General features: G+C 72.1%; 21 protein-coding genes. 18 read left to right on the top strand and 3 right to left on the bottom strand.

The genetic code is table 11. The annotated features are described in order from the left end of the window. Positions 1–123: 123 nt before the first annotated feature. From recG to mutM, 8 genes are all read left to right on the top strand, one after another. Entirely contained in the window at positions 124–2,361 is a 2,238-nt protein-coding gene (gene recG / locus ACZ6ZN_RS31025; protein ID WP_469651416.1) for an ATP-dependent DNA helicase RecG, read from the top strand. Positions 2,362–2,444: 83 nt separating this feature from the next. Beyond that, positions 2,445–3,032 (top strand): 16S rRNA (guanine(966)-N(2))-methyltransferase RsmD, encoded by a 588-nt coding sequence (gene rsmD, locus ACZ6ZN_RS31030; protein ID WP_398106365.1) that lies wholly within the window; start codon positions 2,445–2,447, stop codon positions 3,030–3,032. Between the two features lie 26 nt (positions 3,033–3,058). Next, positions 3,059–3,538, top strand: a complete 480-nt coding sequence (gene coaD / locus ACZ6ZN_RS31035) for a pantetheine-phosphate adenylyltransferase (RefSeq protein WP_398107096.1) — start codon at positions 3,059–3,061, stop codon at positions 3,536–3,538. A 120-nt stretch (positions 3,539–3,658) separates the two neighbouring features. After that, on the top strand, positions 3,659–4,771 hold the full coding sequence (locus ACZ6ZN_RS31040; protein ID WP_469651418.1) for an ATP synthase F0 subunit B: 1,113 nt from the start codon (positions 3,659–3,661) through the stop codon (positions 4,769–4,771). 130 nt (positions 4,772–4,901) lie between these two features. Further along, positions 4,902–5,555: a YceD family protein gene (locus ACZ6ZN_RS31045; protein ID WP_398106363.1), complete on the top strand. Its 654-nt coding sequence runs from the start codon at positions 4,902–4,904 to the stop codon at positions 5,553–5,555. Between the two features lie 2 nt (positions 5,556–5,557). Then, positions 5,558–5,731, top strand: a complete 174-nt coding sequence (gene rpmF, locus ACZ6ZN_RS31050) for a 50S ribosomal protein L32 (protein ID WP_003951102.1) — start codon at positions 5,558–5,560, stop codon at positions 5,729–5,731. 7 nt (positions 5,732–5,738) lie between these two features. After that, complete coding sequence (gene rnc / locus ACZ6ZN_RS31055) at positions 5,739–6,590, top strand: ribonuclease III (protein WP_398106362.1); 852 nt, start codon at positions 5,739–5,741, stop codon at positions 6,588–6,590. Between the two features lie 112 nt (positions 6,591–6,702). Continuing rightward, positions 6,703–7,563 (top strand): bifunctional DNA-formamidopyrimidine glycosylase/DNA-(apurinic or apyrimidinic site) lyase, encoded by an 861-nt coding sequence (mutM, locus tag ACZ6ZN_RS31060; protein ID WP_451877101.1) that lies wholly within the window; start codon positions 6,703–6,705, stop codon positions 7,561–7,563. Here the strand turns inward: mutM and ACZ6ZN_RS31065 are convergent. Beyond that, positions 7,536–7,940 carry a winged helix-turn-helix transcriptional regulator gene (locus ACZ6ZN_RS31065; protein WP_451877100.1) on the bottom strand — a complete coding sequence of 135 codons (405 nt, stop codon included), beginning with the start codon at positions 7,938–7,940 and terminating at the stop codon, positions 7,536–7,538. The genes mutM and ACZ6ZN_RS31065 overlap by 28 nt on opposite strands. A gap of 108 nt (positions 7,941–8,048) precedes the next feature. Between ACZ6ZN_RS31065 and ACZ6ZN_RS31070 the strand changes: the two genes are divergently transcribed. Beyond that, complete coding sequence (locus tag ACZ6ZN_RS31070) at positions 8,049–8,633, top strand: flavodoxin family protein (protein WP_469651422.1); 585 nt, start codon at positions 8,049–8,051, stop codon at positions 8,631–8,633. Positions 8,634–8,774: 141 nt separating this feature from the next. Here the strand turns inward: ACZ6ZN_RS31070 and ACZ6ZN_RS31075 are convergent, their stop codons facing one another. Further along, entirely contained in the window at positions 8,775–9,956 is a 1,182-nt protein-coding gene (locus ACZ6ZN_RS31075; protein WP_469651424.1) for a CAP domain-containing protein, read from the bottom strand. Positions 9,957–10,117: 161 nt separating this feature from the next. Between ACZ6ZN_RS31075 and ACZ6ZN_RS31080 the strand changes: the two genes are divergently transcribed. The 5 genes from ACZ6ZN_RS31080 to ftsY all read left to right on the top strand — a co-directional run bounded on the left by ACZ6ZN_RS31080 (position 10,118) and on the right by ftsY (position 17,874). Next, the gene (locus ACZ6ZN_RS31080) at positions 10,118–10,399 is read left to right on the top strand and encodes an acylphosphatase (protein WP_469651427.1); all 282 of its coding nucleotides are present in this window, start codon (positions 10,118–10,120) and stop codon (positions 10,397–10,399) included. Between the two features lie 381 nt (positions 10,400–10,780). Next, positions 10,781–10,984, top strand: coding sequence for a hypothetical protein (locus ACZ6ZN_RS31085; RefSeq protein WP_003993245.1), 204 nt, complete (start codon positions 10,781–10,783; stop codon positions 10,982–10,984). 210 nt (positions 10,985–11,194) lie between these two features. After that, positions 11,195–14,776: a chromosome segregation protein SMC gene (gene smc, locus ACZ6ZN_RS31090; protein ID WP_469651429.1), complete on the top strand. Its 3,582-nt coding sequence runs from the start codon at positions 11,195–11,197 to the stop codon at positions 14,774–14,776. 223 nt (positions 14,777–14,999) lie between these two features. After that, positions 15,000–16,418: a sugar porter family MFS transporter gene (locus ACZ6ZN_RS31095; protein WP_451877095.1), complete on the top strand. Its 1,419-nt coding sequence runs from the start codon at positions 15,000–15,002 to the stop codon at positions 16,416–16,418. A gap of 262 nt (positions 16,419–16,680) precedes the next feature. Continuing rightward, on the top strand, positions 16,681–17,874 hold the full coding sequence (gene ftsY / locus ACZ6ZN_RS31100) for a signal recognition particle-docking protein FtsY (protein WP_467741035.1): 1,194 nt from the start codon (positions 16,681–16,683) through the stop codon (positions 17,872–17,874). 105 nt (positions 17,875–17,979) lie between these two features. Here the strand turns inward: ftsY and ACZ6ZN_RS31105 are convergent, their stop codons facing one another. Continuing rightward, entirely contained in the window at positions 17,980–18,645 is a 666-nt protein-coding gene (locus tag ACZ6ZN_RS31105) for a bifunctional DNA primase/polymerase (RefSeq protein ID WP_398106352.1), read from the bottom strand. 446 nt (positions 18,646–19,091) lie between these two features. Here ACZ6ZN_RS31105 and nsdA point away from each other — a divergent pair, with 446 nt between their 5' ends. The 4 genes from nsdA (at position 19,092) to ACZ6ZN_RS31125 (ending at position 25,084) form a co-directional block, all read left to right on the top strand. After that, a complete protein-coding gene (gene nsdA / locus ACZ6ZN_RS31110; protein WP_469651433.1) occupies positions 19,092–20,588 on the top strand; it encodes a transcriptional repressor NsdA in 1,497 nt (498 codons plus the stop codon). 336 nt (positions 20,589–20,924) lie between these two features. Beyond that, a complete protein-coding gene (locus tag ACZ6ZN_RS31115) occupies positions 20,925–22,265 on the top strand; it encodes an ammonium transporter (protein ID WP_451877092.1) in 1,341 nt (446 codons plus the stop codon). Further along, complete coding sequence (locus ACZ6ZN_RS31120) at positions 22,262–22,600, top strand: P-II family nitrogen regulator (protein WP_030117734.1); 339 nt, start codon at positions 22,262–22,264, stop codon at positions 22,598–22,600. The genes ACZ6ZN_RS31115 and ACZ6ZN_RS31120 overlap by 4 nt, the downstream gene beginning before the upstream one ends. Before the next feature lie 36 nt (positions 22,601–22,636). After that, positions 22,637–25,084 (top strand): [protein-PII] uridylyltransferase, encoded by a 2,448-nt coding sequence (locus tag ACZ6ZN_RS31125; protein ID WP_469651436.1) that lies wholly within the window; start codon positions 22,637–22,639, stop codon positions 25,082–25,084. The last annotated feature ends 58 nt before the right edge of the window (positions 25,085–25,142 follow it).

Raw genomic sequence — 25,142 nt, forward strand, 5'->3', positions numbered from 1 at the left:
GGAGGAAGATCCGGTGGCCCGTCATCCTAGGGCCCCGGTCATCCGCCTGAGCAGCAGTTTCCCGGATCTTTACGTCAGCGGCGTCCGGGGCCTTGCAGGCCGATGTCAGTGACGTGGTGTGCAATGGATCTCGTGCCCGCACCTGAAGAACCCCTGCGCCAACCGCTGAAGTCGGTGCTCGGCCCCGCCACCGCGAAGGTGATGGCCGAGCACCTCGGCCTGCACACCGTCGGAGACCTGCTCCACCACTACCCGCGCCGCTACGAGGAGCGCGGGCAGCTCACCCACCTCGCGGACCTCCCGCTGGACGAGCACGTCACGGTGGTCGCCCAGGTCGCCGACGCCCGGCTGCACACCTTCGCCTCCGCCAAGGCCCCGCGCGGCAAGGGCCAGCGCCTGGAGGTCACGATCACCGACGGCAGCGGCCGGCTCCAACTGGTCTTCTTCGGCCACGGCGTTCACAAGCCCCACAAGGAGCTCCTGCCGGGCACCCGCGCGATGTTCGCCGGCAAGGTCTCCCTCTTCAACCGCCGCCTGCAACTCGCCCATCCCGCCTACGAGTTGCTGCGCGGCGACCCCGACGAGCCCAGCGCGTCCGTCGAGTCCTGGGCGGGCGCCCTGATCCCGATCTACCCGGCCACCGCGAAACTCGAGTCCTGGAAGATCGGCAAGGCGGTCCAGACCGTCCTGCCCACCGCCCAGCAGGCCGCCGACCCCCTCCCGGACTCGCTGCGCGAGGGCCGCGGTCTGGTCCCCCTGCCCGAGGCCCTGCTGAAGATCCACCGCCCGCAGACCAAGGCCGACATCGAGGACGCCCGCTCCCGCCTCAAGTGGGACGAGGCCTTCGTCCTCCAGGTCGCCCTCGCCCGCCGCCGCCACGCGGACGCCCAACTCCCCGCCGTCCCCCGCAGACCCGCCCCGGACGGCCTCCTCACCGCCTTCGACGCCCGTCTCCCCTTCACCCTCACCGACGGCCAGCAGCGCGTCTCCCGGGAGATCTTCGACGACCTGGCCACCTCCCACCCGATGCACCGGCTGCTGCAGGGGGAAGTGGGCAGCGGCAAGACGATGGTGGCCCTGCGGGCCATGCTCGCCGTCGTCGACGCGGGCGGGCAGGCCGCCATGCTCGCGCCCACCGAGGTGCTCGCCCAGCAGCACCACCGGTCCATCGTGGAGATGATGGGCGAACTCGCCGAGGGCGGCATGCTCGGCGGCTCCGAGCAGGGCACCAAGGTCGTGCTGCTGACCGGGTCCATGGGCGCCGCCGCCCGCCGCCACGCCCTGCTCGACCTCACCACCGGCGAGGCCGGCATCGTCATCGGCACCCACGCGCTCATCGAGGACAAGGTGCAGTTCCACGACCTCGGCCTGGTCGTCGTCGACGAACAGCACCGCTTCGGTGTCGAGCAGCGCGACGCCCTGCGCGGCAAGGGCAAGCAGCCCCCGCACCTGCTGGTCATGACGGCCACGCCCATTCCGCGCACGGTCGCCATGACGGTCTTCGGCGACCTGGAGACCTCCGTCCTCGACCAACTCCCCGCCGGCCGCTCGCCGATCGCCAGCCATGTCGTCCCGGCCGCCGACAAGCCGCATTTCCTCGCCCGCGCCTGGGAACGGGTCCGCGAGGAGGTGGGCAACGGCCACCAGGCCTACGTCGTCTGCCCCCGCATCGGCGACGAGGAGGACGCCCCGGGCAGGGCCGGCCGCAAGAAGGCCCAGCAGCCCCCCGAGGACGCGGCGGACAAGCGCCCTCCGCTCGCGGTGCTCGACGTGGCGGACCAACTGGCCAAGGGGCCCCTCCAGGGGCTGACCGTCGAGGTCCTGCACGGCCGGATGCACCCGGACGACAAGGACGCCGTCATGCGCCGTTTCGCCGCCGGCGAGACCGACGTCCTGGTCGCCACGACGGTCATCGAGGTCGGCGTCAACGTCCCCAACGCCACCGCCATGGTCATCATGGACGCCGACCGCTTCGGCGTCTCCCAGCTCCACCAGCTGCGCGGCCGCGTGGGCCGCGGCTCCGCCCCGGGCCTGTGCCTGCTGGTCACCGAGATGCCCGAGGCGAGCCCGGCCCGCCAGCGCCTGGGCGCGGTCGCCGCCACGCTGGACGGCTTCGAACTCTCCCGCATCGACCTCGAACAGCGCCGCGAGGGCGACGTCCTCGGCCAGGCCCAGTCGGGCGCCAGGACGTCCCTGAAGGTCCTCGCCGTCATCGAGGACGAGGAGATCATCGCGGAGGCGAGGGAGGAGGCGACGGCGGTGGTGGCCGCCGACCCGGAGCTGACCCGCCTGCCCGCACTGCGGACGGCCCTGGACGCCCTCCTGGACGAGGAGAGGGAGCAGTACCTGGAGAAGGGGTGAGGTGGACTGACCCTCTTTCAGGGGCGCGGGGAACTGCGACCAGCCACAATGGACCCGAAGCCGCCCACGACCAAGGACCGAAGATGACCCGCGTGATCGCCGGCGCAGCCGGTGGACGTCGCCTGGCGGTACCCCCAGGCACCGGCACCCGCCCCACCTCCGACCGCGCGCGCGAGGGCCTCTTCTCCACCTGGCAGTCCCTGCTCGGCGGCCCCCTGGACGGCGAACGCGTCCTCGACCTCTACGCGGGATCGGGAGCGGTGGGCCTGGAGGCGCTCTCCCGGGGCGCCGGCCACACCCTCCTCGTCGAAGCCGACGCCAGGGCCGTCCGCACGGTCCGCGAGAACGTGAAGAACCTCGGCCTTCCCGGCGCCGAGGTCAGATCGGGCAAAGCCGAACAGATCATCCGTGCCGCGCCCCCGGCGGAGCCGTACGACCTGGTGTTCCTGGACCCGCCGTACGCCGTCACGGACGACGATCTTCGGGAGATCCTCCTCACACTCCGCTCGGAGGGCTGGCTCGCCGCGGAAGCCCTCGTCACCGTGGAGCGCAGCACCCGAGGCGGGGAATTCCGGTGGCCCGAGGGCTTCGCACCTCTGCGGGCCCGTCGCTACGGCGAGGGAACGTTTTGGTACGGTCGCGCCGCCTCTACGTGCGAAGACGCACGATGACCGGACCGGAGAGCGAGGGATCACAAGTGCGCCGCGCCGTCTGTCCCGGGTCGTTCGACCCGATCACCAACGGACACCTCGACATCATCTCGCGCGCCTCCAGGCTGTACGACGAGGTCTACGTCGCGGTGATGATCAACCAGTCCAAGAAGGGGCTGTTCGAGATCGAGGAGCGGATCGACCTGATCCGCCGGGTCACCGCCGAGTACGGAAACGTCCGCGTGGAGGCCTTCCACGGCCTGCTCGTCGACTTCTGCAAGCAGCGCGACATCCCCGCCATCGTCAAGGGCCTGCGCGCCGTCAGCGACTTCGACTACGAGCTGCAGATGGCCCAGATGAACAACGGCCTGTCCGGGGTGGAGACCCTCTTCATCCCCACCAACCCCACCTACAGCTTCCTGTCGTCCTCCCTGGTCAAGGAGGTCGCGACCTGGGGCGGCGACGTCTCCCACCTGGTGCCCGCGGAGGTCCTCGGGGAGCTCACCGAGCGGCTGCGGAAGGACTGACACGCCCCCGGCGCCCCGCCGGGGACCTGACGACCCGTCACCCGGTGTTCCCCGGCGCCCCGTGGCCGTACAGTCGTCCCGTCCGTCTCCAACGCATCTGTAGAGAGTGGCGAGCACACGGTGGACGTGCAGAAGAAGCTCGACGAGATCGTCACCGCGGTCTCCGGCGCCCGGTCCATGCCCATGTCGGCCTCGTGCGTGGTCAACCGCGCCGAGCTGCTCGCGATGCTGGAGGAGCTGCGCGCGGCGCTGCCCGACTCCCTCGCCGAGGCCCGGGAGCTGATCGGCGACCGTGAGCAGATGGTCGAGCAGGCCCGCCAGGAGGCCCAGCGGATCATCGACAGCGCGCACGCCGAACGCGGCTCGCTCGTCTCCGGCACCGAGATCGCCCGCCGCTCGCAGGCCGAGGCCGACCGGATCCTCGCCGAGGCCCGCCAGGAGGCCGAGGAGGTCCGCGCCGAGGCCGACGAGTACGTCGACTCCAAGCTCGCCAACTTCGAGGTCGTCCTCACCAAGACGCTCGGCTCCGTCGGCCGCGGCCGCGAGAAGCTCCTCGGCACCGGCCCGGGCACCGACGAGCAGGGCTACGAGGACGAGGACGCCCCCGAGCGCAGCCACGACCCGGACACCCAGCGCCGCACCGCCGACGCGTACGTCGACGCCAAGCTCGGCGCCTTCGAGGCGGTCCTCGCCAAGACCCTGGAGGCCGTCGGCCGGGGCCGGCAGAAGCTGCACGGCCGGATCGCCACCGACGACCTCGGCGCCCTCGCCGACGACGCGAGCACGATCCAGCACTCCAGCGACGCCGACTACCTCGCCGACCTGGCGGCTCTGGCCGCCGAGCCCCCTGCCGAGCGTCCGGCCGCCGCACCGCAGGAGGAGTACGCCCCGCCGCAGCCCGCGTACGGCTACGGGCAGCAACCCGAGCCCTACGGGGACTACGCCCAGCAGCCCTACGCCGCCCAGCCCGACCCGTACGGCTACCCGCAGGCCGATCCCTACGCGGCCGCCGGCTACGCCCCGGCGGCAGACGGCCACTTCCCGGGCTACGACCCCCAGCAGGCGGCCTACGACCCGCACCAGGCCCAGCAGCAGGCGCAGCACGCCCAGCAGCAGGTGCACCAGGCGCAGCAGGCCCAGGGGTACGCCCTCGACGAGACCAGCCTCTTCGACACCGGCATGATCAGCGCCGAGCAGCTGCGGGCCTACGAGCAGGGGCGCGGCCAGGGCTGAGCACCGGATTGGGCCGACGGCGAAAGGTCCAGTATCCTGGCTCTTCGGTCGCGCGTACGTCCGCGATCCACGCTGCCCGAAGAACACCGAGGGCGGCGTCCCCCCTGAGCTCGAAAGACCGAAAGCAGGAATGGCCCTGAACGCCCGCCTCGACCACCGCAACCCCCTCGTGTTCGACACACACGAGCTGGGCCGGCGGCCTGGTGCGCTGCAGCGCCTGACCCGCACGGTCGACGCTCCCAAGGACTTCGGTATCAAGGGAGTCATCGGAGTGCCGGAAGGCGCCCCGGTGGAGCTCGAACTCCGTCTGGAGTCGGTCATGGAAGGGGTGCTCGTCACAGGCACCGCCCGTGCCGCGGCCGAGGGGGAGTGCGTAAGGTGTCTGGAGCCGCTCGAGCAGGAGCTCGAAGCGGACTTCCAGGAGATGTTCTCGTACCCTGACGCCGACGACCGGGGCCGCGTGATCGCGGAACCGGGCGACGACGCCGAGGACGACGAGGACAGGCTCTTTCTCGAGGACGGCCTGTTCGACCTCGAGCCCGTGCTGCGTGATGCGGTGGTGCTCGCACTGCCGATGCAGCCGGTGTGCCAGGAAGACTGCCCTGGTCTGTGCGCCGAGTGCGGCGCGCGGCTGGCGGACGACCCGGACCACCACCATGACGCCGTCGACATCCGTTGGGCGGCACTGCAGGGACTCGCCGACACCATGTCGGACGGCGAGAAGGACGAGATGAGCGGCGGCGCGCCTCAGTCAGCACGCGCCGACGAGAAGCAGGAGAAGTAGCCGTGGCTGTTCCGAAGCGGAAGATGTCGCGCAGCAACACGCGCCACCGCCGGTCGCAGTGGAAGGCTGCGGTCCCCACCCTGGTTGCGTGCGAGCGCTGCCACGAGCCCAAGCAGCAGCACATCGCGTGCCCGTCTTGCGGCACCTACAACAAGCGCCAGGTCCTCGAGGTCTGAGCGGCTGGTGAGAGGCACTGTGTCCACGCCTAAGAACAAGTCTTCCCGTGCGAGCGGGAGTGCTCCGGCGGACAACCAGGCCTCGTCCCACACGCTTCTGGAAGGGCGGCTCGGCTACCAGGTCGAGTCCGCCCTTCTGGTGCGCGCACTGACCCACCGGTCGTACGCATACGAGAACGGCGGTCTGCCGACCAACGAGCGCCTGGAGTTCCTCGGGGACTCCGTCCTCGGCCTCGTGGTCACGGACACGCTGTACCGCACCCACCCGGACCTGCCGGAAGGCCAACTGGCCAAGCTGCGGGCCGCAGTGGTGAACTCGCGTGCGCTCGCCGAGGTGGGCCGCGGGCTCGACCTGGGCTCCTTCATCCGGCTCGGCCGCGGTGAAGAGGGCACGGGCGGGCGGGACAAGGCGTCCATCCTGGCCGACACCCTCGAAGCGGTGATCGGCGCGGTCTACCTCGACCAGGGACTGGACTCGGCGGCGGAGCTGGTGCACCGCCTGTTCGACCCCCTGATCGAGAAGTCCTCGAACCTCGGAGCCGGCCTGGACTGGAAGACCAGTCTCCAGGAGCTCACCGCGACCGAAGGACTCGGTGTTCCCGAGTACCTGGTCACGGAGACCGGCCCCGACCACGAGAAGACCTTCACTGCTGCCGCCCGCGTCGGAGGCGTCTCGTACGGCACCGGCACCGGCCGCAGCAAGAAGGAGGCGGAGCAGCAGGCCGCCGAGTCCGCGTGGCGGTCCATCCGGGCCGCGGCGGACGAGCGCGCCAAGGCGGCCGAGGCCGCCGAGGCGACGCAGGCGGCAGCGGCTCAGGCCGCCCACGCCACCGTCGACGGCAGCGGCGTCGACGGCTGACGCACCGGCCGCCCCCTCAGCGGGCGTCCGGCCACAGCACAGCGCATCCGAGCGCCCGCCCCTGCCGGGGTGGGCGCTCAGGTCGTCCGCACGTACGTGACGGGGGAGTCCCATGCCCGAGTTGCCCGAGGTCGAGGTCGTGCGGCGCGGACTCGAGCGGTGGGTCGCCCACCGCACCGTCGCCGACGCCGAGGTGCTGCACCCGCGCGCGGTGCGCCGCCACCTCGCGGGCGCCGAGGACTTCGCACACCGGCTGGCGGGCCACCGCATCGGCGTCCCCAGCCGCCGCGGCAAGTACCTGTGGCTGCCCCTGGAGGACACCGACCAGTCGATCCTGGCCCACCTCGGCATGAGCGGCCAGCTGCTGGTGCAGCCGCGTACCGCCCCGGACGAGAAGCACCTGCGCATCCGGGTCCGCTTCACCGACACCGCGGACACCGAGCTGCGCTTCGTCGACCAGCGCACCTTCGGTGGCCTGTCGCTGCACGAGACCACCCCGGACGGGCTGCCCGACGTCATCGCGCACATCGCCCGCGATCCGCTGGACCCGCTCTTCGACGACGAGGCCTTTCACCAGGCCCTGCGCCGCAAGCGGACCACGATCAAGCGGGCGCTGCTCGACCAGTCGCTCATCAGCGGAGTCGGCAACATCTACGCGGACGAGGCCCTGTGGCGCTCCCGCCTCCACTACGAGCGCCCGACCGCGACCCTCACCCGCCCGCGCACGCTGCAACTGCTCGGCCATGTGCGGGACGTGATGAACGCGGCCCTCGCCGTGGGCGGCACCAGCTTCGACAGCCTGTACGTCAACGTCAACGGCGAGTCGGGCTACTTCGACCGGTCCCTCGACGCGTACGGCCGGGAGGGCCTGCCGTGCCGGCGCTGCGCGACGCCCATGCGGCGGCGGCCCTGGATGAACCGGTCGAGCTACTTCTGCCCGAAGTGTCAGCCGGTGCCGCGCGTCTCGTCGTAACGCCGGCGGGCCTCCAGCACGTCGTCCATGCGCCCCTCCACGAAGTGGATGAGGGTCAGCAGGCGCTCGGCGACCCCGCGTCCCAGGGGCGTCAGCTCGTAGTCCACACGCGGCGGGTTGGTGGGCTGCGCCTCGCGGTGCACCAGGCCGTCCCGCTCCAGGGCGTGCAGCGTCTGGGACAGCATCTTCTCGCTGACGCCGTCGACGCGGCGGCGCAGCTCGTTGAAGCGCAGCGAGCCCTCGTACAGGGCGCCCAGCGTCAGTCCGCCCCAGCGGCCCGTGACGTGCTCCAGCGTGCCGCGCGAGGGGCAGGCCTTGGCGAACACGTTGTACGGGAGGCCGTCCAGCCCCTCCGCGGGCTCCTGGGTGGTGGTCATACAGCAAGCCTACGCCAATGCAGCGCTAACCGACAGGTTGCACTAACCAAAAGTTAGTGCTTTCCTTTGGTCATCGTCAGTGACCTGCCCAAGCGAGGAGCCCTGCTCATGACCACCCCTGTCGTCTCCCTGGCCTACCACTCCGGATTCGGCCACACGGCCGTCATCGCCGAGGCGGTCCGTACCGGCGCCCTGGAGGCCGGCGCCGACGTGCATCTGATCAAGGTGGACGAGATCACCGACGAGCAGTGGGCGGTACTGGACCGCTCCGACGTCATCGTCTTCGGCTCGCCGACCTACATGGGCACGGCGTCCGGTGCCTTCCACGTCTTCGCCGAGGCCACGTCCAAGCGCTGGGCCACGCAGGCCTGGAGCGGCAAGCTGGCCGCCGGCTTCACCAACTCGGCCTCCAAGAGCGGCGACAAGCTGCACACCCTGCAGTTCTTCCAGATCCTGGCCGCGCAGCTCGGCATGCACTGGGTCAACCTCGGCCTGCTGCCCGGCTGGAACAGCACGACCGGTTCGGAGAGCGACCTGAACCGCCTCGGCGTCTTCGCGGGCGCGGCCGCCCAGACCAACGCGGACGAGGGCCCCGAGGCCGTCCACAAGGCCGACATCGCCACGGCGGAACACCTGGGCCGCCGCGTGACGGAAACGGCGAGGGTGTTCCTCCGGGGGCTCGCCGCCGCCTGAGCGGGCGGTGACGGACAGGGCGGGGCCGGCTGTGCGGTTCGTCAAGTGCCGGGGAGGGCGTCGCCTGCCCGGGGCCGGCGCACGCAGCGGGGGCCGTCCGATCGGACGGCCCCCAGGAGCGAGTCGATCACCCGCGGCTGCTCAGTAGCCGAAGTTCTGCGTCCACCAAGGGCCTCCCGAGCCGAGCTCGACGCCGACGCCCAGGGTCTTGAAGTCGCAGTTCAGTATGTTCGCGCGGTGGCCGGGGCTGTTCATCCAGGCGTCCATCACGGCCGCCGCGTCGGCCTGGCCGCGCGCTATGTTCTCGCCGCCGAGGTTGGATATCCCGGCCTTCTCCGCCCGGTCCCACGGCGTGCGGCCGTCGGGGTCGGTGTGGTCGAAGAAGCCCCGCGCCGCCATGTCCTCGCTGTAGCTCTGCGCGAGCCCCGTCAGCGCGCTGTTCGCGGCGACCGGGCGGCAGCCCACCTTGGCCCGCTCCTCGTTCACCAGGGCGAGCACCTGGGCCGCGGCCGAGGACTCCCCGGACAGCGACGCGGAGCCACCGGGCTTCTTCGGCGCGCTCGTGGCCGTACGGGAGGGCGTGTCGTCCGGCTTCTCGCTGGGCGTGGCCGCTGGCTTCTTCTTCTCCGGCTTCGCGGCCTTCTCGTCCCGCGTCTTCTCGGTCTTCTCGGGCGTCTTGCTCGGCGCCGGAGAGGACTTCGAGGCGGAGGGCGACGGAGACACGGTGCGCTCGGCGTCCCGGCTGGCCGGCGCGCTCTCGCGGCTGTCGGCGCTGCCGGACGTGCCGCCCTGCTCGACCGGCGTGTTCGTCGGCGTGTCGCCGGCCTGCACCTTGTCGGCGCCGCTGGTGCCGCCCAGCTTGTAGTTGTCCAGGCCGGGCACCGCTCCGGTGGCGACCGCCACCGTGCCGAGGGCCACGGCCGCGGAGACGCCCAGCAGCCCGGTGCGCACCGGGCGGGCGGCCTTCTTGCGGCGGCGGTGCGTACCGGCGCGGCGGGCACCGCTGTCGGGCGTGAAACCGTCGCCGCCGAAGCCGTCGCCCCGGTAGACGTCACCGGCGAAGGCGGTCGTCTCCACGAAGCGGTCGTCCGCCCCGGATCCGTCCGCCGCTGGCCCGTCCGCCCCGAACAGGTAGGCCTCGGTGCTGGCGTAGGTGCCCGCGTACGCCTCCGGGTTCAGGTAGGGCGCGATGCCCATCGTCGGAGCGTCGTCCGTGGTGGAGTACAGCGGGTCGTGGCCCTCCGCGAAGCCGTCGGCGTGGGTGAACCCCGTGGCGCGGCCCTCGGCGGCGCGGCCGTCGGCGGAGCGTCGGTGGCGTCCCATGTCCTGGCCTTCCTCGTCCTGGCGGTCGACTCGTCCTCGAGATCAACACGAAACTCACTCGATCGTGTGAGTTTCATATGAGATGCGTTGAGGGGGGACGGTACCGCATGCCGCGTGGGGACGATGTGCCCGGAGCGAATCAGGGCGGTTAGGTTGCACCCATGAGCGAGGATGTACGACTGGTCGCCTGGGTGCGGGGACGCGTCCAAGGTGTGGGTTTCCGCTGGTTCACGCGGGCCAAGGCCCTGGAGATCGGCGGCCTGAGTGGCTTTGCTCTCAATTTGGGCGACGGACGCGTCCAGGTGGTCGCCGAGGGCGCCCGCGAGGGCTGCGAAGATCTGCTCGCCTGGCTCCAGGGCGACGACACGCCCGGACGCGTGGACGGTGTCACCGAGATGTGGGACACACCACGCGGCGGCTACGAGGGCTTCGCCATCCGCTGACCGGGGTCGCCCCCGGCGGGCCCCGACCGGGTGCGCGGCGCGCCGCCGGCCGCCGGCGGGAACGGAAACTCGCTGGTGGTTGCCGAGAACCCCTTGCGCCCGAAGGCTCCGGCGGTAAGGATGATCGCCACGCCCCCAGGGCCCGCAGAAGCCGCCACGCCGCCGCCGAAGGCCGTGTGCGCCCGGGTCGTCCGCCAATACGGGGCGTGATCGTGTTGACCGTCAAACTTTTTGGTGAGACGCTGAAAGCACCCCGCGCACCTTAGCTGTTTGGCATGGCTGAACGGCAGCACAACTCCAGGCCCTGCCAAGACTGCGGGTGCGAATCCCTCACGACCCACACCGCATCGGTCGGTCACTCATTGTGGAGGACCATCCATCATGGCAAAGGCGCTTCTCGGTTACGTCGGCGGCTCCGACCCGCGACTCCTCGCCGAGATGCGACGGCTCCAGCAGCGCGTCCAGGACCTGGAATCCGAGCTCGTACGGATCCAGGCGGAGAACGAGGCGCTGACGGCTGCCGCTTCTCACGACAGGATCATGGAGAGCGTTGACGCACACCAGGCGGAGCCTGCGCTGACCTGATCACTGCACCGCTCCACATCGGCACGCAGTGGTCGGGCCGCCCGTCACAACCGCCACGCTGTCAGAAGTGCAAGGGACGCCACCGGCGTCCCTTCTTTCTTCCCCCCGTGCATCCCTCACTGTCTTCAACGTCTGGTCTGCCCTCCGTGTTCAACGGCGAAACCGCGGGTTCATGGAGTGAGACGAAACCGGGCGGTAGAGTCCGGCGGCGTGCACCTCAAGGCCCTGACCCTCCGCGGGTTCAAATCCTTCGCCTCCGCGACCACCCTCCGGTTCGAGCCCGGGATCACGTGCGTCGTCGGACCGAACGGCTCGGGCAAGTCCAACGTCGTCGACGCGCTCAGCTGGGTCATGGGCGAGCAGGGCGCCAAGTCGCTGCGCGGCGGCAAGATGGAGGACGTCATCTTCGCCGGCACCACCGGCCGCCCGCCGCTGGGCCGCGCCGAGGTATCGCTGACCATCGACAACTCCGACGGGGCGCTGCCCATCGAGTACGCCGAGGTCACCATCACGCGGATCATGTTCCGCAACGGCGGCAGCGAGTACCAGATCAACGGCGACACCTGCCGTCTCCTCGACATCCAGGACCTGCTCTCCGACTCCGGCATCGGCCGGGAGATGCACGTCATCGTCGGCCAGGGCCAGCTCGACTCCGTCCTGCACGCCGACCCCATGGGGCGCCGCGCCTTCATCGAGGAGGCCGCCGGCGTCCTGAAGCACCGCAAGCGCAAGGAGAAGGCGCTGCGGAAGCTGGACGCGATGCAGGCCAACCTCGCGCGCGTGCAGGACCTGACGGACGAGCTGCGCCGCCAGCTCAAGCCGCTGGGCCGGCAGGCGGCGGTGGCGCGACGGGCCGCCGTCATCCAGGCCGACCTGCGCGACGCCCGGCTGCGCCTGCTCGCCGACGACCTCGTACGGCTCCGGGAGGCACTCGACGCCGAGCTCGCCGACGAGGCCGCGCTGAAGGAGCGCAAGGAGACCGCCGAGCAGGAGCTGCACAAGGCGCAGCAGCGCGAGGCCCTCCTGGAGGACGAGGTCCGCCGGCTGACTCCGCGGCTGCAGCGCGCCCAGCAGACCTGGTACGAACTCTCCCAGCTCGCCGAGCGGGTGCGCGGCACCGTCTCGCTCGCCGACGCCCGCGTGAAGAGCGCCACCTCCGCGCCCCCCGAGGAGCGGCGCGGCCGCGACCCGGAGGACATGGAGCGCGAGGCCGCCCGCATCCGGGAGCAGGAGGCCGAGCTGGAGGCGGCGCTGGAAGCGGCCGAGCGTGCCCTGGAGGACACGGTCGCCCACCGCGCCGAGCTGGAGCGCGCGCTGACCCAGGAGGAACGGCGGCTCAAGGACGTGGCCCGGGCCATCGCCGACCGTCGGGAGGGACTGGCCCGGCTCAGCGGCCAGGTCAACGCGGCCCGTTCCCGCGCGGCCTCCGCCCGGGCCGAGATCGAACGCCTGGCCGCGGCCCGCGACGAGGCGCAGGAACGTGCCGTCACCGCCCAGGAGGAGTACGAGGCCCTCAAGGCCGAGGTCGACGGCCTCGACGCCGGGGACGCGGAACTCGCCGAGCAGCACGAGGCGGCCAGGCAGCGGCTCACCGACGCCGAGGCCGCCCTCACGGCCGCCCGCGAGGAACTCACCGCGGCCGAACGCAGGCGCGCCGCCACCCAGGCCCGGCACGAGACACTCGCCCTCGGCCTGCGCCGCAAGGACGGCACCGGCATACTGCTCGCCGCCCGGGACCGTCTCTCCGGCCTGCTCGGCCCGGCGGCGGAACTGCTGACGGTGACGCCGGGCCACGAGGTCGCCCTGGCCGCAGCGCTCGGGGCGGCCGCCGACGCCGTCGCGGTCACGTCCCCCGCATCCGCCGCCGAGGCGATCCGGCTCCTGCGCAAACAGGACGGCGGCAGGGCCACCCTGCTCCTGGCGGGGGACGACACCCTCGGAGGCGCGGGAGACCGCGCGGGCGGCCACGACCGCGCCGCCGCGGACACCCGCCACACCTACGCCGCCGACTTGGTCCAGGGACCGACGGACCTCATGCCCGCCGTCAGGCGGCTCCTCGACGGCATCGTCGTGGTCGCCACCCTCGAGGACGCCGAGAGCCTCCTATACACCCACCCGCACCTCACCGCCGTCACCGCCGAGGGCGATCTCCTCGGCGCCCACGTCGCCCACGGCGGCTCCGCCGGCGCCCCCAGCCTCCTCGAGGTGCAGGCGTCGGTCGACGAGGCCGCCGCCGAGCTGGAGGAGCTGGCCGTCCGCTGCGCCGAACTGAGCGACGCGCAGCAGGCCGCCGCGGCGCGGCGCACGGACTGCGCCGCGTCGGTCGAGAAGCTGGGGGAGCGGCGCCGGGCCGCCGACCGGGAGAAGTCCGCCGTCGCCCAGCAGCTGGGACGGCTCGCGGGCCAGGCCCGCGGCGCGACCGGTGAGGCCGAACGCGCCACCGCCGCCGCGGCCCGTGCGCAGGACGCGCTCGACCGGGCGCTGGAGGAGGTCGAGGAACTCGCCGAGCGGCTGGCCGTGGCGGAGGAGATGCCGGTCGAGGAGGAGCCGGACACGGCGGTGCGCGACCGGCTCGCCGCCGACGGCGCCAACGCCCGCCAGACCGAGATGGAGGCCCGGCTCCAGGTGCGTACGCACGAGGAGCGGGTCAAGGGACTGGCCGGGCGGGCCGATGCGCTGGACCGGGCCGCGCGGGCGGAGCGCGAGGCACGCGCGCGTGCCGAGCAGCGACGGGCCCGGCTGCGGCACGAGGCGGCCGTGGCCGGCGCCGTCGGGTCCGGCGCCCGGCAGCTGCTCGCGCACGTCGAGGTCTCCCTGGCCCGCGCCGAGGCGGAGCGCACCGCGGCCGAGGCCGTCAAGGCCCGCCGCGAGCAGGAACTGGCCCGCGCCCGCACCGAGGGGCGCGATCTCAAGGCGGAACTCGACAAGTTGACGGATTCGGTTCACCGCGGCGAGGTACTCGGTGCCGAGAAGCGGCTGCGGATCGAGCAGCTGGAGACCAGGGCACTGGAGGAGCTGGGTGTCGAACCGGCCGGGCTGGTGGCGGAGTACGGTCCGCGTCAGCTCGTGCCGCCCTCGCCCCCCGCCGAGGGCGAGGAGCTGCCGGAGGACCCGGAGCATCCCCGCAACCGGCCCAGGCCCTTCGTCCGGGCCGAGCAGGAGAAGCGGCTGAAGGCCGCCGAGCGCGCCTACCAGCAGCTCGGCAAGGTCAACCCGCTCGCCCTGGAGGAGTTCGCGGCACTGGAGGAACGCCACCAGTTCCTCAGCGAACAGCTCGAGGACCTGAAGAAGACGCGGGCCGACCTGCTGCAGGTGGTGAAGGAGGTCGACGAGCGCGTCGAGCAGGTCTTCACCGAGGCCTTCCGCGACACGGCCCGTGAGTTCGAGGGCGTCTTCAGCCGGCTGTTCCCCGGAGGCGAGGGGCGGTTGGTGCTGACCGACCCCGGCAACATGCTCACCACGGGCGTGGACGTCGAGGCCCGGCCGCCGGGCAAGAAGGTCAAGCGGCTGTCGCTGCTCTCGGGCGGGGAGCGGTCGCTGACCGCCGTGGCGATGCTCGTGTCGATCTTCAAGGCGCGCCCGAGCCCGTTCTACGTCATGGACGAGGTCGAGGCCGCACTGGACGACACCAACCTCCAGCGGCTCATCCGGATCATGCAGGAGCTCCAGGAAGCCTCGCAGCTGATCGTGATCACGCACCAGAAGCGCACGATGGAGGTCGCCGACGCGCTCTACGGCGTCTCCATGCAGGGCGACGGTGTGTCGAAGGTCATCTCCCAGCGCCTGCGCTAGGCAGATGTGGTCTACACCTTTCCCACCTGGGCCTCCGTGTGGGTTCATTTCTTGAACACATCACCGCCACACTCCTGCGCCGGATTCACGACCGCTGCCCTATTGACTTCGAAACTTGAAGGCATAGTCTCGGCAACGTTCCTTTTACCTTCAGGTACCTTCAGGTGGCACCTCGAAGGGCAGACCCGCTCCGGCAGCGTTGCCGGTGGCCCGAGGAGTACACGTGACCAGCACAGCGCAGGCACCCAAGTCAGGAGCCGGAACGGCTCATCCCGATCATCTCGGGCACGTCATCTTCATCGCGGCGGCGGCCGCGATGGGCGGTTTCCTCTTCGGCTACGACAGCTCCGTGATCAACGGCGCCGTCGAGGCCATCCGTGACCGCTACGACGTCGGGTCCGCGGCCCTCGCCCAGGTCATCGCCATCGCCCTCATCGGCTGCGCCATCGGCGCCGCGACCGCCGGACGCATAGCCGACCGCATCGGCCGCATCCGGTGCATGCAGATCGCCGCGGTCCTGTTCACCATCAGCGCCGTCGGCTCCGCGCTGCCGTTCGCGCTGTGGGACCTCGCCTTCTGGCGGGTCGTCGGCGGATTCGCCATCGGCATGGCCTCGGTGATCGGCCCGGCCTACATCGCCGAGGTCGCCCCGCCCGCCTACCGCGGCCGGCTCGGCTCCTTCCAGCAGGCCGCGATCGTCATCGGCATCGCCGTGTCGCAGCTGGTCAACTGGGGTCTGCTCAACGCGGCGGACGGCGACCAGCGCGGCAAGCTGATGGGCCTGGAGGCCTGGCAGGTCATGCTGGGCGTCATGGTCGTCCCGGCGATCCTGTACGGCCTGCTCTCCTTCGCCATCCCCGAGTCGCCGCGCTTCCTGATCTCCGTCGGCAAGCACGAGCGCGCCCGCGAGATCCTCACCGAGGTCGAGGGCAAGGACGTCGACCTGAACGCCCGTGTCGCCGAGATCGAGGGCGCCATGAAGAGCGAGCACAAGTCGAGCTTCAAGGACCTGCTCGGCGGCAGCTTCTTCTTCAAGCCGATCGTCTGGATCGGCATCGGTCTGTCGGTCTTCCAGCAGTTCGTCGGCATCAACGTCGCGTTCTACTACTCCGCGACGCTGTGGCAGTCCGTCGGCGTCGACCCCGCGGACTCGTTCTTCTACTCCTTCACCACGTCGATCATCAACATCCTCGGCACCGTCATCGCGATGATCTTCGTCGACCGCATCGGCCGGCGGCCGCTGGCGATCATCGGCTCGGTCGGCATGGTCGTCGGCCTGGCGCTGGAGGCCTGGGCGTTCTCCTACCACCTCGTCGACGGCAAGCTGCCGGCCACGCAGGGCTGGATCGCCCTGATCGCCGCGCACGTCTTCGTCCTCTTCTTCGCCCTGTCCTGGGGCGTGGTCGTCTGGGTCATGCTCGGCGAGATGTTCCCCAACCGGCTCCGCGCCGCCGCCCTGGGTGTGGCCGCCGCCGCGCAGTGGATCGCCAACTGGGCCATCACCGCGAGCTTCCCGTCGCTGGCCGACTGGAACCTCTCCGCGACGTACGTGATCTACACGGCCTTCGCCGCGCTCTCGATCCCGTTCGTCCTGAAGTTCGTCAAGGAGACGAAGGGCAAGTCCCTGGAGGAGATGGGCTGAGCAGCCCGTTCCACCCGCTCGGGGAGAAGGGCCACAGACCCCGCTGCCCCTCTCCCCGTAACCCGCCGCAGCCCCGGTTCGGCCACTGCCCGAGCCGGGGCGGCGGTCTGCCCGGACCCGAACCCGGCCGGGTCGTCGCGCTCCGCGGGCCGGCGGGCGGGCGAGGGCCGGCGGGAGAGGCATCCAGAGGTGTGGAGATCCGGCGGCCGCGGCCCTCCGGTGCGGGGTGACCGGGGGACCCATGACTGATACTGGACGCGTTATGGACATCGTCATCCTTGCTGTAGTCATCGCCGTGGTCGTGCTCGGCGCGCTCGGCGGGCTCATCGTCGGCAGCCGGCGCAAGAAGCAGCTGCCGCCGCCCCCGCCCGCGGCGCCCGACATCACCGCCCCACCGGCCGAGCCGCACGTCGGCGACGAGGCCGAGACGCCGCGGGAGGAACCGCGGCGCACGATAGAGGAGGTGGATCTTCCGGACGGCTCGGCTCCGGTCGTCGTCGAGGAGCCGCCCGCCCCCGAGATCGAGATCCCGGAACCCACCGCCGGCCGTCTGGTCCGGCTGCGGTCCCGGCTCTCCCGCTCGCAGAACGCCCTGGGCAAGGGCCTGCTCACCCTGCTGTCCCGCGAGCACCTCGACGAGGACACCTGGGAGGAGATCGAGGACACGCTGCTCACCGCCGACGTCGGCGTGCAGCCCACCCAGGAACTCGTCGAGCGCCTGCGCGAGCGGGTCAGGGTGCTCGGCACCCGCACCCCCGAGGAACTGCGCACCCTGCTGCGCGAGGAACTGATCACCCTGGTCGGCCGCGACCTGGACCGCGCGGTGAAGACCGAGCCGGAGGACCGCAAGCCCGGCATCGTGATGGTCGTCGGCGTCAACGGCACCGGCAAGACCACCACCACCGGCAAGCTCGCCCGCGTCCTGGTCGCCGACGGCCAGAGCGTCGTCCTGGGGGCGGCCGACACCTTCCGGGCCGCCGCCGCCGACCAGCTCCAGACCTGGGGCGAGCGCGTCGGCGCCTACACCGTGCGCGGACCGGAGGGCGGCGACCCCGCCTCCGTGGCCTTCGACGCGGTCAAGGAGGGCAAGGAGATGGGCGCGAACGTCGTGCTCATCGACACCGCCGGCCGGCTGCACACCAAGACCGGTCTGATGGACGAGCTGGGCAAGGTCAAGCGCGTCGTCGAGAAGCAGGCCCCGGTCGACGAGGTGCTGCTGGTCCTGGACGCCACCACCGGCCAGAACGGCCTCGTCCAGGCCCGGGTCTTCTCCGAGGTCGTGAAGATCACCGGCATCGTGCTCACCAAGCTGGACGGCACGGCCAAGGGCGGCATCGTGGTCGCGGTCCAGCGTGAGCTGGGCGTCCCGGTCAAGCTCATCGGGCTCGGCGAGGGCGCGGACGACCTCGCGCCGTTCGAGCCGGAGGCGTTCGTTGACGCCCTTATCGGGGAGTGACCTCGGCCCGGATCGAGGAACCACCCGCGAGAAACCCTGTGTGCGTGAGAAGCGCCCGCCCCCGAGGTGCAGTCGGGGACGGGCGCTTCGCTCTGTGTCCGGGCCCTAGGCGCGGGAGCGGTGCGCCACGTACGCCAGGGTGCCCAGCACCAGCCGGGCCTCCGGCGGCCGGGACGCCGAGTCCAGGGCGGGGGAGCGCAGCCAGCGGACCGGGCCGAGGCCGCCGCGGTCGGACGGGGGTGCCGTGATGTGGGTGCCTGGGCCCAGGCCGCGCAGGTCGAGGGCGGCCGGGTCGTCCCACCCCATGCGGTAGAGCAGACCCGGCAGGTCCGCCGCGGCACCGGGGGCGACGAAGAACTGGGCCCTGCCGTCCGGGGTGGCCGCCACCGGGCCGACGGGCAGGCCCATGCGCTCCAGCCGGGCCAGCGCACGGCAGCCGGCGGGCTCGGCCACCTCGACGACGTCGAACGCGCGGCCCACCGGCAGCATCACCGACGCGCCGGGATGCTCGCCCCACACCTCGCTCACCTCGTCCAGCGTCGCCCCGGCCGGCAGCACGGGCGCGAAGTCCAACGGGTGCGCCCCCGGAGCGGAGCAGTCGCGGCGGCCGCAGGAGCAGGCGCCCGCCGAGGCGCGGGCACCCGGCACCACGTCCCAGCCCCACAGGCCGGTGAACTCGGCGACGGCCGTGCCGTCCGAGGTGCGGCCGCGGCGGCGCGAGCCGGTCCGGATGTCGCGCATGCCCCGGCTGATGCCGATCGTGAAGCCCATGCCCCCTCCAACGGGTGCGACGCAGCGGTGGTTACGCAGCGGACGCGGCGCGTGACTCTCTGTTTCCGGCTTCCCGGGCCCCGGTCGTTTCACTCGGCGCCCGGGGGTGCCCGGGGTGGTGTGTCCGGCGACGCGCGCCCTCCAGCGCATCGCTGCACCCACTCGTGGTTGTGCTGTGTCAAGTGAATCGTGCGTAGCCGTACGGGAGTTCATTCGATGGGGTGGCGAATGGTGGCGTTTCCGTGTGAGCCGTGGCTGGACGGGTGATCGTAGGATTACTGTGTGTGCACGAGCCCTGGGGGCACATGCACTCATGGGTATGCCGGAGGCAAGTCGTCATTCCGTTCGAAGGGTGACAAGGGCCGGACGGAGGGCCGTACGAACCGGCATGCTGTTAGGGCTTGGCGCACTCGGCGACAAGTGGTCCAGGGAGTGGGGGCGTTCCAGTGAGCGGCAACGGCGGAGGCGGGACGAACGCTGCGAGCGCGACGCACACTGAGAAGCGCCCGAACGAGCTGCTCACCTCCTGGTTCGTGCGCAGCGGCTGGTCCAAGGGCGAGCTGGCCCGCCAGGTCAACCGCCGGGCACGGCAGTTGGGCGCCAACCACATCTCCACCGACACCTCCCGCGTGCGCCGCTGGCTCGACGGCGAGAACCCCCGCGAGCCCATCCCCAAGATCCTGTCCGAGCTGTTCTCGGAGCGCTTCGGCGTCGTCGTCTCCGTCGAGGACCTGGGGCTGCGCACCGCACGCCAGTCACCCTCCGCGACCGGCGTCGACCTGCCGTGGACGGCCCCGCAGACCGTGGCGCAGCTCAGCGAGTTCTCGCGCAGCGACCTGATGCTGGCGCGGCGCGGCTTCCTCGGGAGCTCGCTGGCCCTGTCCGCGGGCCCGGCCCTCATCGAGCCCATGCAGCGCTGGCTCGTCCCCTCGCCCGCGGCCCCGCGCACCGAACCCGACCCCGCGACCGGACCCGGGCGCGCCCGCGGCCGGCTCTCCAAGCCCGAGCTGGATCTGCTGGAGTCCACGACGGTCATGTTCCGCCAGTGGGACGCCCAGTGTGGCGGCGGACTGCGCCGCAAGGCGGTCGTCGGCCAGCTGCACGAGGTGACCGACCTCCTCCAGGAGCCCCAACCGGAGTCCACCACCCGCCGGTTGTTCAAGGTCGCGGCCGAACTCGCCGAGCTGGCCGGGTGGATGTCGTACGACATCGGGCTCCAGCCCACCGCGCAGAAGTACTTCGTGCTCGCGCTGCACGCCGCCAAGGAAGCAGGGGACCGGCCCCTCGGGTCGTACGTGCTGTCCAGCATGAGCCGGCAGATGATCCACCTGGGCCGGCCCGACGACGCGCTGGAGCTGATCCACCTCGCGCAGTACGGCAGCCGCGACTGCGCCAGCCCGCGCACCCAGTCCATGCTGTATGCGATGGAGGCCCGCGCCTACGCCAACATGGGGCAGCCCGGCAAGTGCAAGCGGGCCGTCCGGATGGCCGAGGACACCTTCGCCGACGCCGACGAGTGGGACGAGCCGGACCCCGACTGGATCCGCTTCTTCTCCGAGGCCGAGCTGTACGGGGAGAACAGCCACTCCTACCGCGACCTCGCCTACGTGGCGGGTCGCAGCCCCGCCTACGCCTCGCTGGCCGAACCGCTGATGAAACGGGCCGTGGAGCTGTTCGCCGGGGACGGCGAGCACCAGCGGTCCTACGCGCTGAACCTGATCGGCATGGCCACGGTGCATCTGCTCCGGCGCGAGCCCGAACAGAGCACGGTCTTCGCCTCCGACGCCATGCGGGTCGCCAAGAAGGTCCGCTCCGAGCGGGTCAACACCCGCATCCGCAAGACGGTCGACACGGCCGCACGCGACTTCGGCGACCTCGGTGAGGTCGTCGACCTCACCGAACGGCTCGCCGCCGAACTGCCCGAGACCGCCGAAGCGGTCTGACCAGCCGCACGACCCCAGAACCCCGGCCGCGGCCGGCCCTCCCGAACTGCCCGACTCGGCTCCCCCATGCCAGGTCATCGGAAGGCCGGACGCGGCCGGCCCGCGTCCCCGGAAGACCGTGCGGGCCCGAGGATGCGCCCCGGCGGCGACCGGCGCATCCCGGGTCCGGCAGTTCACCGACGCGTAACACGCCACGCGCCTTCGTCACGGCGGCGAAACAACGAGGGGCCCCCACCGAAACCGCGCTGCGCCAATCTCGTGGCGCATAACCGGCCCACCCCTCAATCCGCTCGAGGCTTCGCCCGCACGGGGCCGTACCAAGACGAGGAGACGCCGATGGCACCAGCCATCACCCTGGCCGCAGAGGCGCCCAAGCTCTCTGCCGCGAACACAGGGTTCATGCTCATCTGTTCCGCCCTGGTGATGCTCATGACCCCGGGCCTGGCCTTCTTCTACGGAGGCATGGTCCGCGTCAAGAGCACCCTCAACATGCTGATGATGAGCTTCATCAGCCTGGGGATCGTCACCGTCCTGTGGGTGCTGTACGGCTTCTCCCTGGCGTTCGGCACCGACTCGGGCAGCCTCATCGGCTGGAACTCCGACTGGGTGGGCCTGAGCGACATCGGCCTGACCGAGCTGTGGGACGGCTACACCATCCCGGTCTTCGTGTTCCTGGTCTTCCAGCTGATGTTCGCGATCATCACCCCGGCCCTGATCAGCGGCGCCCTCGCCGACCGCGTGAAGTTCAGCGCCTGGGCGCTGTTCATCACCCTGTGGGCCACCGTCGTCTACTTCCCGGTCGCGCACTGGGTGTGGGGCGCCGGCGGCTGGGCCTTCGAGCTGGGTGTCATCGACTTCGCCGGCGGGACGGCCGTGCACATCAACGCCGGTGCCGCGGCCCTCGGCGTGATCCTGGTCATCGGCAAGCGCGTCGGTTTCAAGAAGGACCCGATGCGCCCGCACAGCCTGCCGCTGGTCATGCTCGGCGCCGGTCTGCTGTGGTTCGGCTGGTTCGGCTTCAACGCCGGCTCCTGGCTCGGCAACGACGACGGCGTGGGCGCGCTGATGTTCGTCAACACGCAGGTCGCCACCGCCGCGGCCATGCTGGCCTGGCTCGCCTACGAGAAGATCCGCCACGGCGCGTTCACCACCCTCGGTGCCGCCTCCGGCGCGGTCGCGGGCCTGGTCGCCATCACCCCGGCCGGCGGCGCGGTCACCCCGCTCGGCGCCATCGCGGTCGGCGCCATCGCCGGTGTGCTGTGCGCCATGGCCGTCGGACTGAAGTACAGGTTCGGCTACGACGACTCCCTCGACGTCGTCGGCGTCCACCTGGTCGGCGGCATCGCCGGATCCCTGCTGATCGGCCTCTTCGCCAGCGGCAAGGGCCAGTCCACCGTCGAGGGCCTCTTCTACGGTGGCGGCCTGACCCAGTTCTGGAAGCAGTGCGCCGGTGTCTTCGCGGTGCTCGCCTACTCCCTGGTGGTCTCCGCCGTCCTGGCCTTCGTCCTCGACCGGACCATCGGCATGCGGGTGCCGGAGGACGACGAGATCACCGGCATCGACCAGGCGGAGCACGCCGAGACCGCATACGACTTCAGCGGCGCCGGGGGCGGCGCCGCCAAGACGGCCGTCACGGCCCCCGTGGCCGCGGCCGCGAGCAAGAAGGTGGACGCATGAAGCTCATCACCGCAGTGGTCAAGCCGCACCGGCTCGACGAGATCAAGGAGGCCCTGCAGGCCTTCGGAGTGCACGGTCTGACGGTCACCGAGGCCAGCGGTTACGGCCGCCAGCGGGGCCACACCGAGGTCTACCGGGGCGCGGAGTACACCGTCGACCTCGTCCCCAAGATCCGCATCGAGGTCCTGGTCGAGGACGAGGACGCCGAACAGCTCATCGAGGTCGTGGTCAAGGCCGCCCGCACCGGCAAGATCGGTGACGGGAAGGTCTGGTCCGTCCCGGTCGACACGGCCGTACGGGTCCGGACCGGCGAGCGCGGTCCCGACGCGCTCTGACGGCCTTCAGGCAGGCACACGAACAGGAGTCGCCGGGTGACGGGTACGGACGTGCGCAACGAAGCAGAGGACGCGGGACCCGGCGGCTACGCGGCGGCCCGGCTGCGTCTCCTCACCGAGGAGACGCGGTCCGGGCCGCCGCGCCGTGCCGCCCTGGCCGAACTCACGGACCGCTGGCTCGCGGACCTGTTCACCGCGGGCGCCGGCGGGCTGCGCGGCGCCTCCCTGGTCGCCGTCGGCGGCTACGGACGCGGCGAGCTGTCCCCGCGCAGCGACCTCGACCTGCTCCTGCTGCACGACGGCGGGGACACCGGGGCCGTCGCCGCCCTGGCCGACCGGCTCTGGTACCCCGTCTGGGACCTGGGCCTGGACCTCGACCACTCCGTGCGCACCCCCGCCGAGGCCCGCAGGACCGCCGGTGAGGACCTCAAGGTGCAGCTCGGCCTGCTGGACGCCCGGCACATCGCCGGCGACCTCGGCCTCACCGCGGGCCTGCGCACCGCCGTCCTCGCCGACTGGCGCAACCAGGCCCCCAAGCGCCTCCCCGAACTCCAGGAACTGTGCGCCGAACGCGCCGAGCGGCAGGGCGAGCTGCAGTACCTGCTGGAACCCGACCTCAAGGAAGCCCGCGGGGGGCTGCGGGACGCCACCGCCCTGCGGGCCGTCGCCGCCTCCTGGCTCGCCGACGCCCCGCGCGAGGGCCTCACCGACGCCCGGCGCCGCCTCCTCGACGTGCGGGACGCCCTGCACCTGGCCACCGGGCGCGCCACCGACCGGCTCGCCCTCCAGGAGCAGGACCAGGTGGCCGCGGAACTCGGCCTGCTCGACGCGGACACCCTGCTGCGCCAGGTCTACGAGGCGGCCCGGCTCGTCTCCTACGCGAGCGACGTCACCTGGCGCGAGGTGGGGCGCGTCCTGCGCTCGCGGGCCGTGCGGCCCCGGCTGCGCGCCATGCTCGGCGGCGGGAAGCCGACCGCCGAGCGGTCCCCGCTGGCCGAGGGCGTGGTCGAGCAGGACGGCGAGGTGGTGCTCGCCCGGGCCGCGCGCCCGGAGCGCGACCCCGTCCTGCCGCTGCGCGCCGCGGCCGCCGCCGCGCAGGCCGGGCTCCCGCTGTCCCTGCACGCCGTGCGGCGCCTGGCGGCCACCGTGCGCCCGCTGCCCACGCCCTGGCCCGCCGAGGCACGCGAGCAGCTCGTCACCCTGCTCGGCTCCGGCCGCCCCACCGTCGAGGTCTGGGAGGCGCTGGAGGCGGAAGGGCTGATCACCCGGCTGCTGCCGGACTGGGAGCGGGTCCGCTGCCGCCCGCAGCGCAACGCCGTGCACCTGTGGACCGTCGACCGGCACCTCATCGAGACCGCCGTGCGCGCCTCCGCGTTCACCCGCCGGGTCAGCCGGCCCGACCTGCTGCTGGTCGCCGCGCTGCTGCACGACATCGGCAAGGGCTGGCCGGGCGACCACTCGGTGGCCGGCGAGATCATCGCCAAGGACGTCACCGCCCGCATCGGCTTCGACCACCACGACGTGACGGTCGTTGCCACCCTCGTCCGCCACCACCTGCTCCTCGTCGACACGGCGACCCGGCGCGACCTGGACGACCCGGCCACCGTCCGCTCGGTCGCCGCGGCCGTGGGCACCCAGGGCACCCTGGAGCTGCTGCACGCGCTCACCGAGGCCGACGCCCTCGCGACCGGGCCGGCCGCGTGGTCGTCCTGGCGCGGCTCCCTCGTCGCCGACCTGGTGAAACGCGTCTCGGCGGTGCTCGCCGGGGACGCTCCCGCCGAGCCCGAGGAGGCCGCCCCGACCGCCGGGCAGGAGCGGCTCGCGCTGGAGGCGGCCGCCACCGGCGGCCCCGTGCTGGCCCTGCGCGCCCAGGCCGAGCCGCCCGCCGGGCAGGAACCCGCGGGCGATCCCGAGCCGCTCGGCGTCGAGCTGCTCATCGCCGTCCCCGACCAGCCCGGGGTGCTGCCCGCGGTGGCCGGCGTCCTCGCCGTGCACCGGCTGACCGTACGCACCGCGGAGCTGCGCTCCCTGTCGCTGCCGGACGGCGTCGACGGCTCCGTGCTGCTGCTGGACTGGCGGGTCGCCGCCGAATACGGCTCGCTGCCGCAGGCCGCCCGGCTGCGCGCGGACCTGGTCCGGGCCCTGGACGGCTCCCTGGACATCGCCGCCCGCCTCTCCGAACGGGACGCCGCCTATCCGCGCCGCCGGGGCGTGGTCGCGCCACCGCCGAGGGTGTCGGTCCACCCCGCCGCCTCCCGGCTGGCCACCGTCATCGAGGTCCGCTCCCAGGACGCCCCCGGCCTGCTGTTCCGCATCGGGCGGGCCCTGGAGGACGCGGGCGTGCGGGTGCGCAGCGCGCACGTGTCGACCCTGGGCGCCAACGCCGTGGACGCCTTCTACGTCACCGGCCCGGAGGGCGCGCCGCTGCCCGGCGACGAGGCGACCGCGGTGGCCCGGAAGCTGGAGGAGACACTGAGGGGGTGAGGGCGACCCGGCGACTTGTCACGCCGGGATACCCTGGAGGGCGATTCCCCAGTCTGTC

The organism is Streptomyces sp. NPDC053665 (assembly GCF_055585285.1).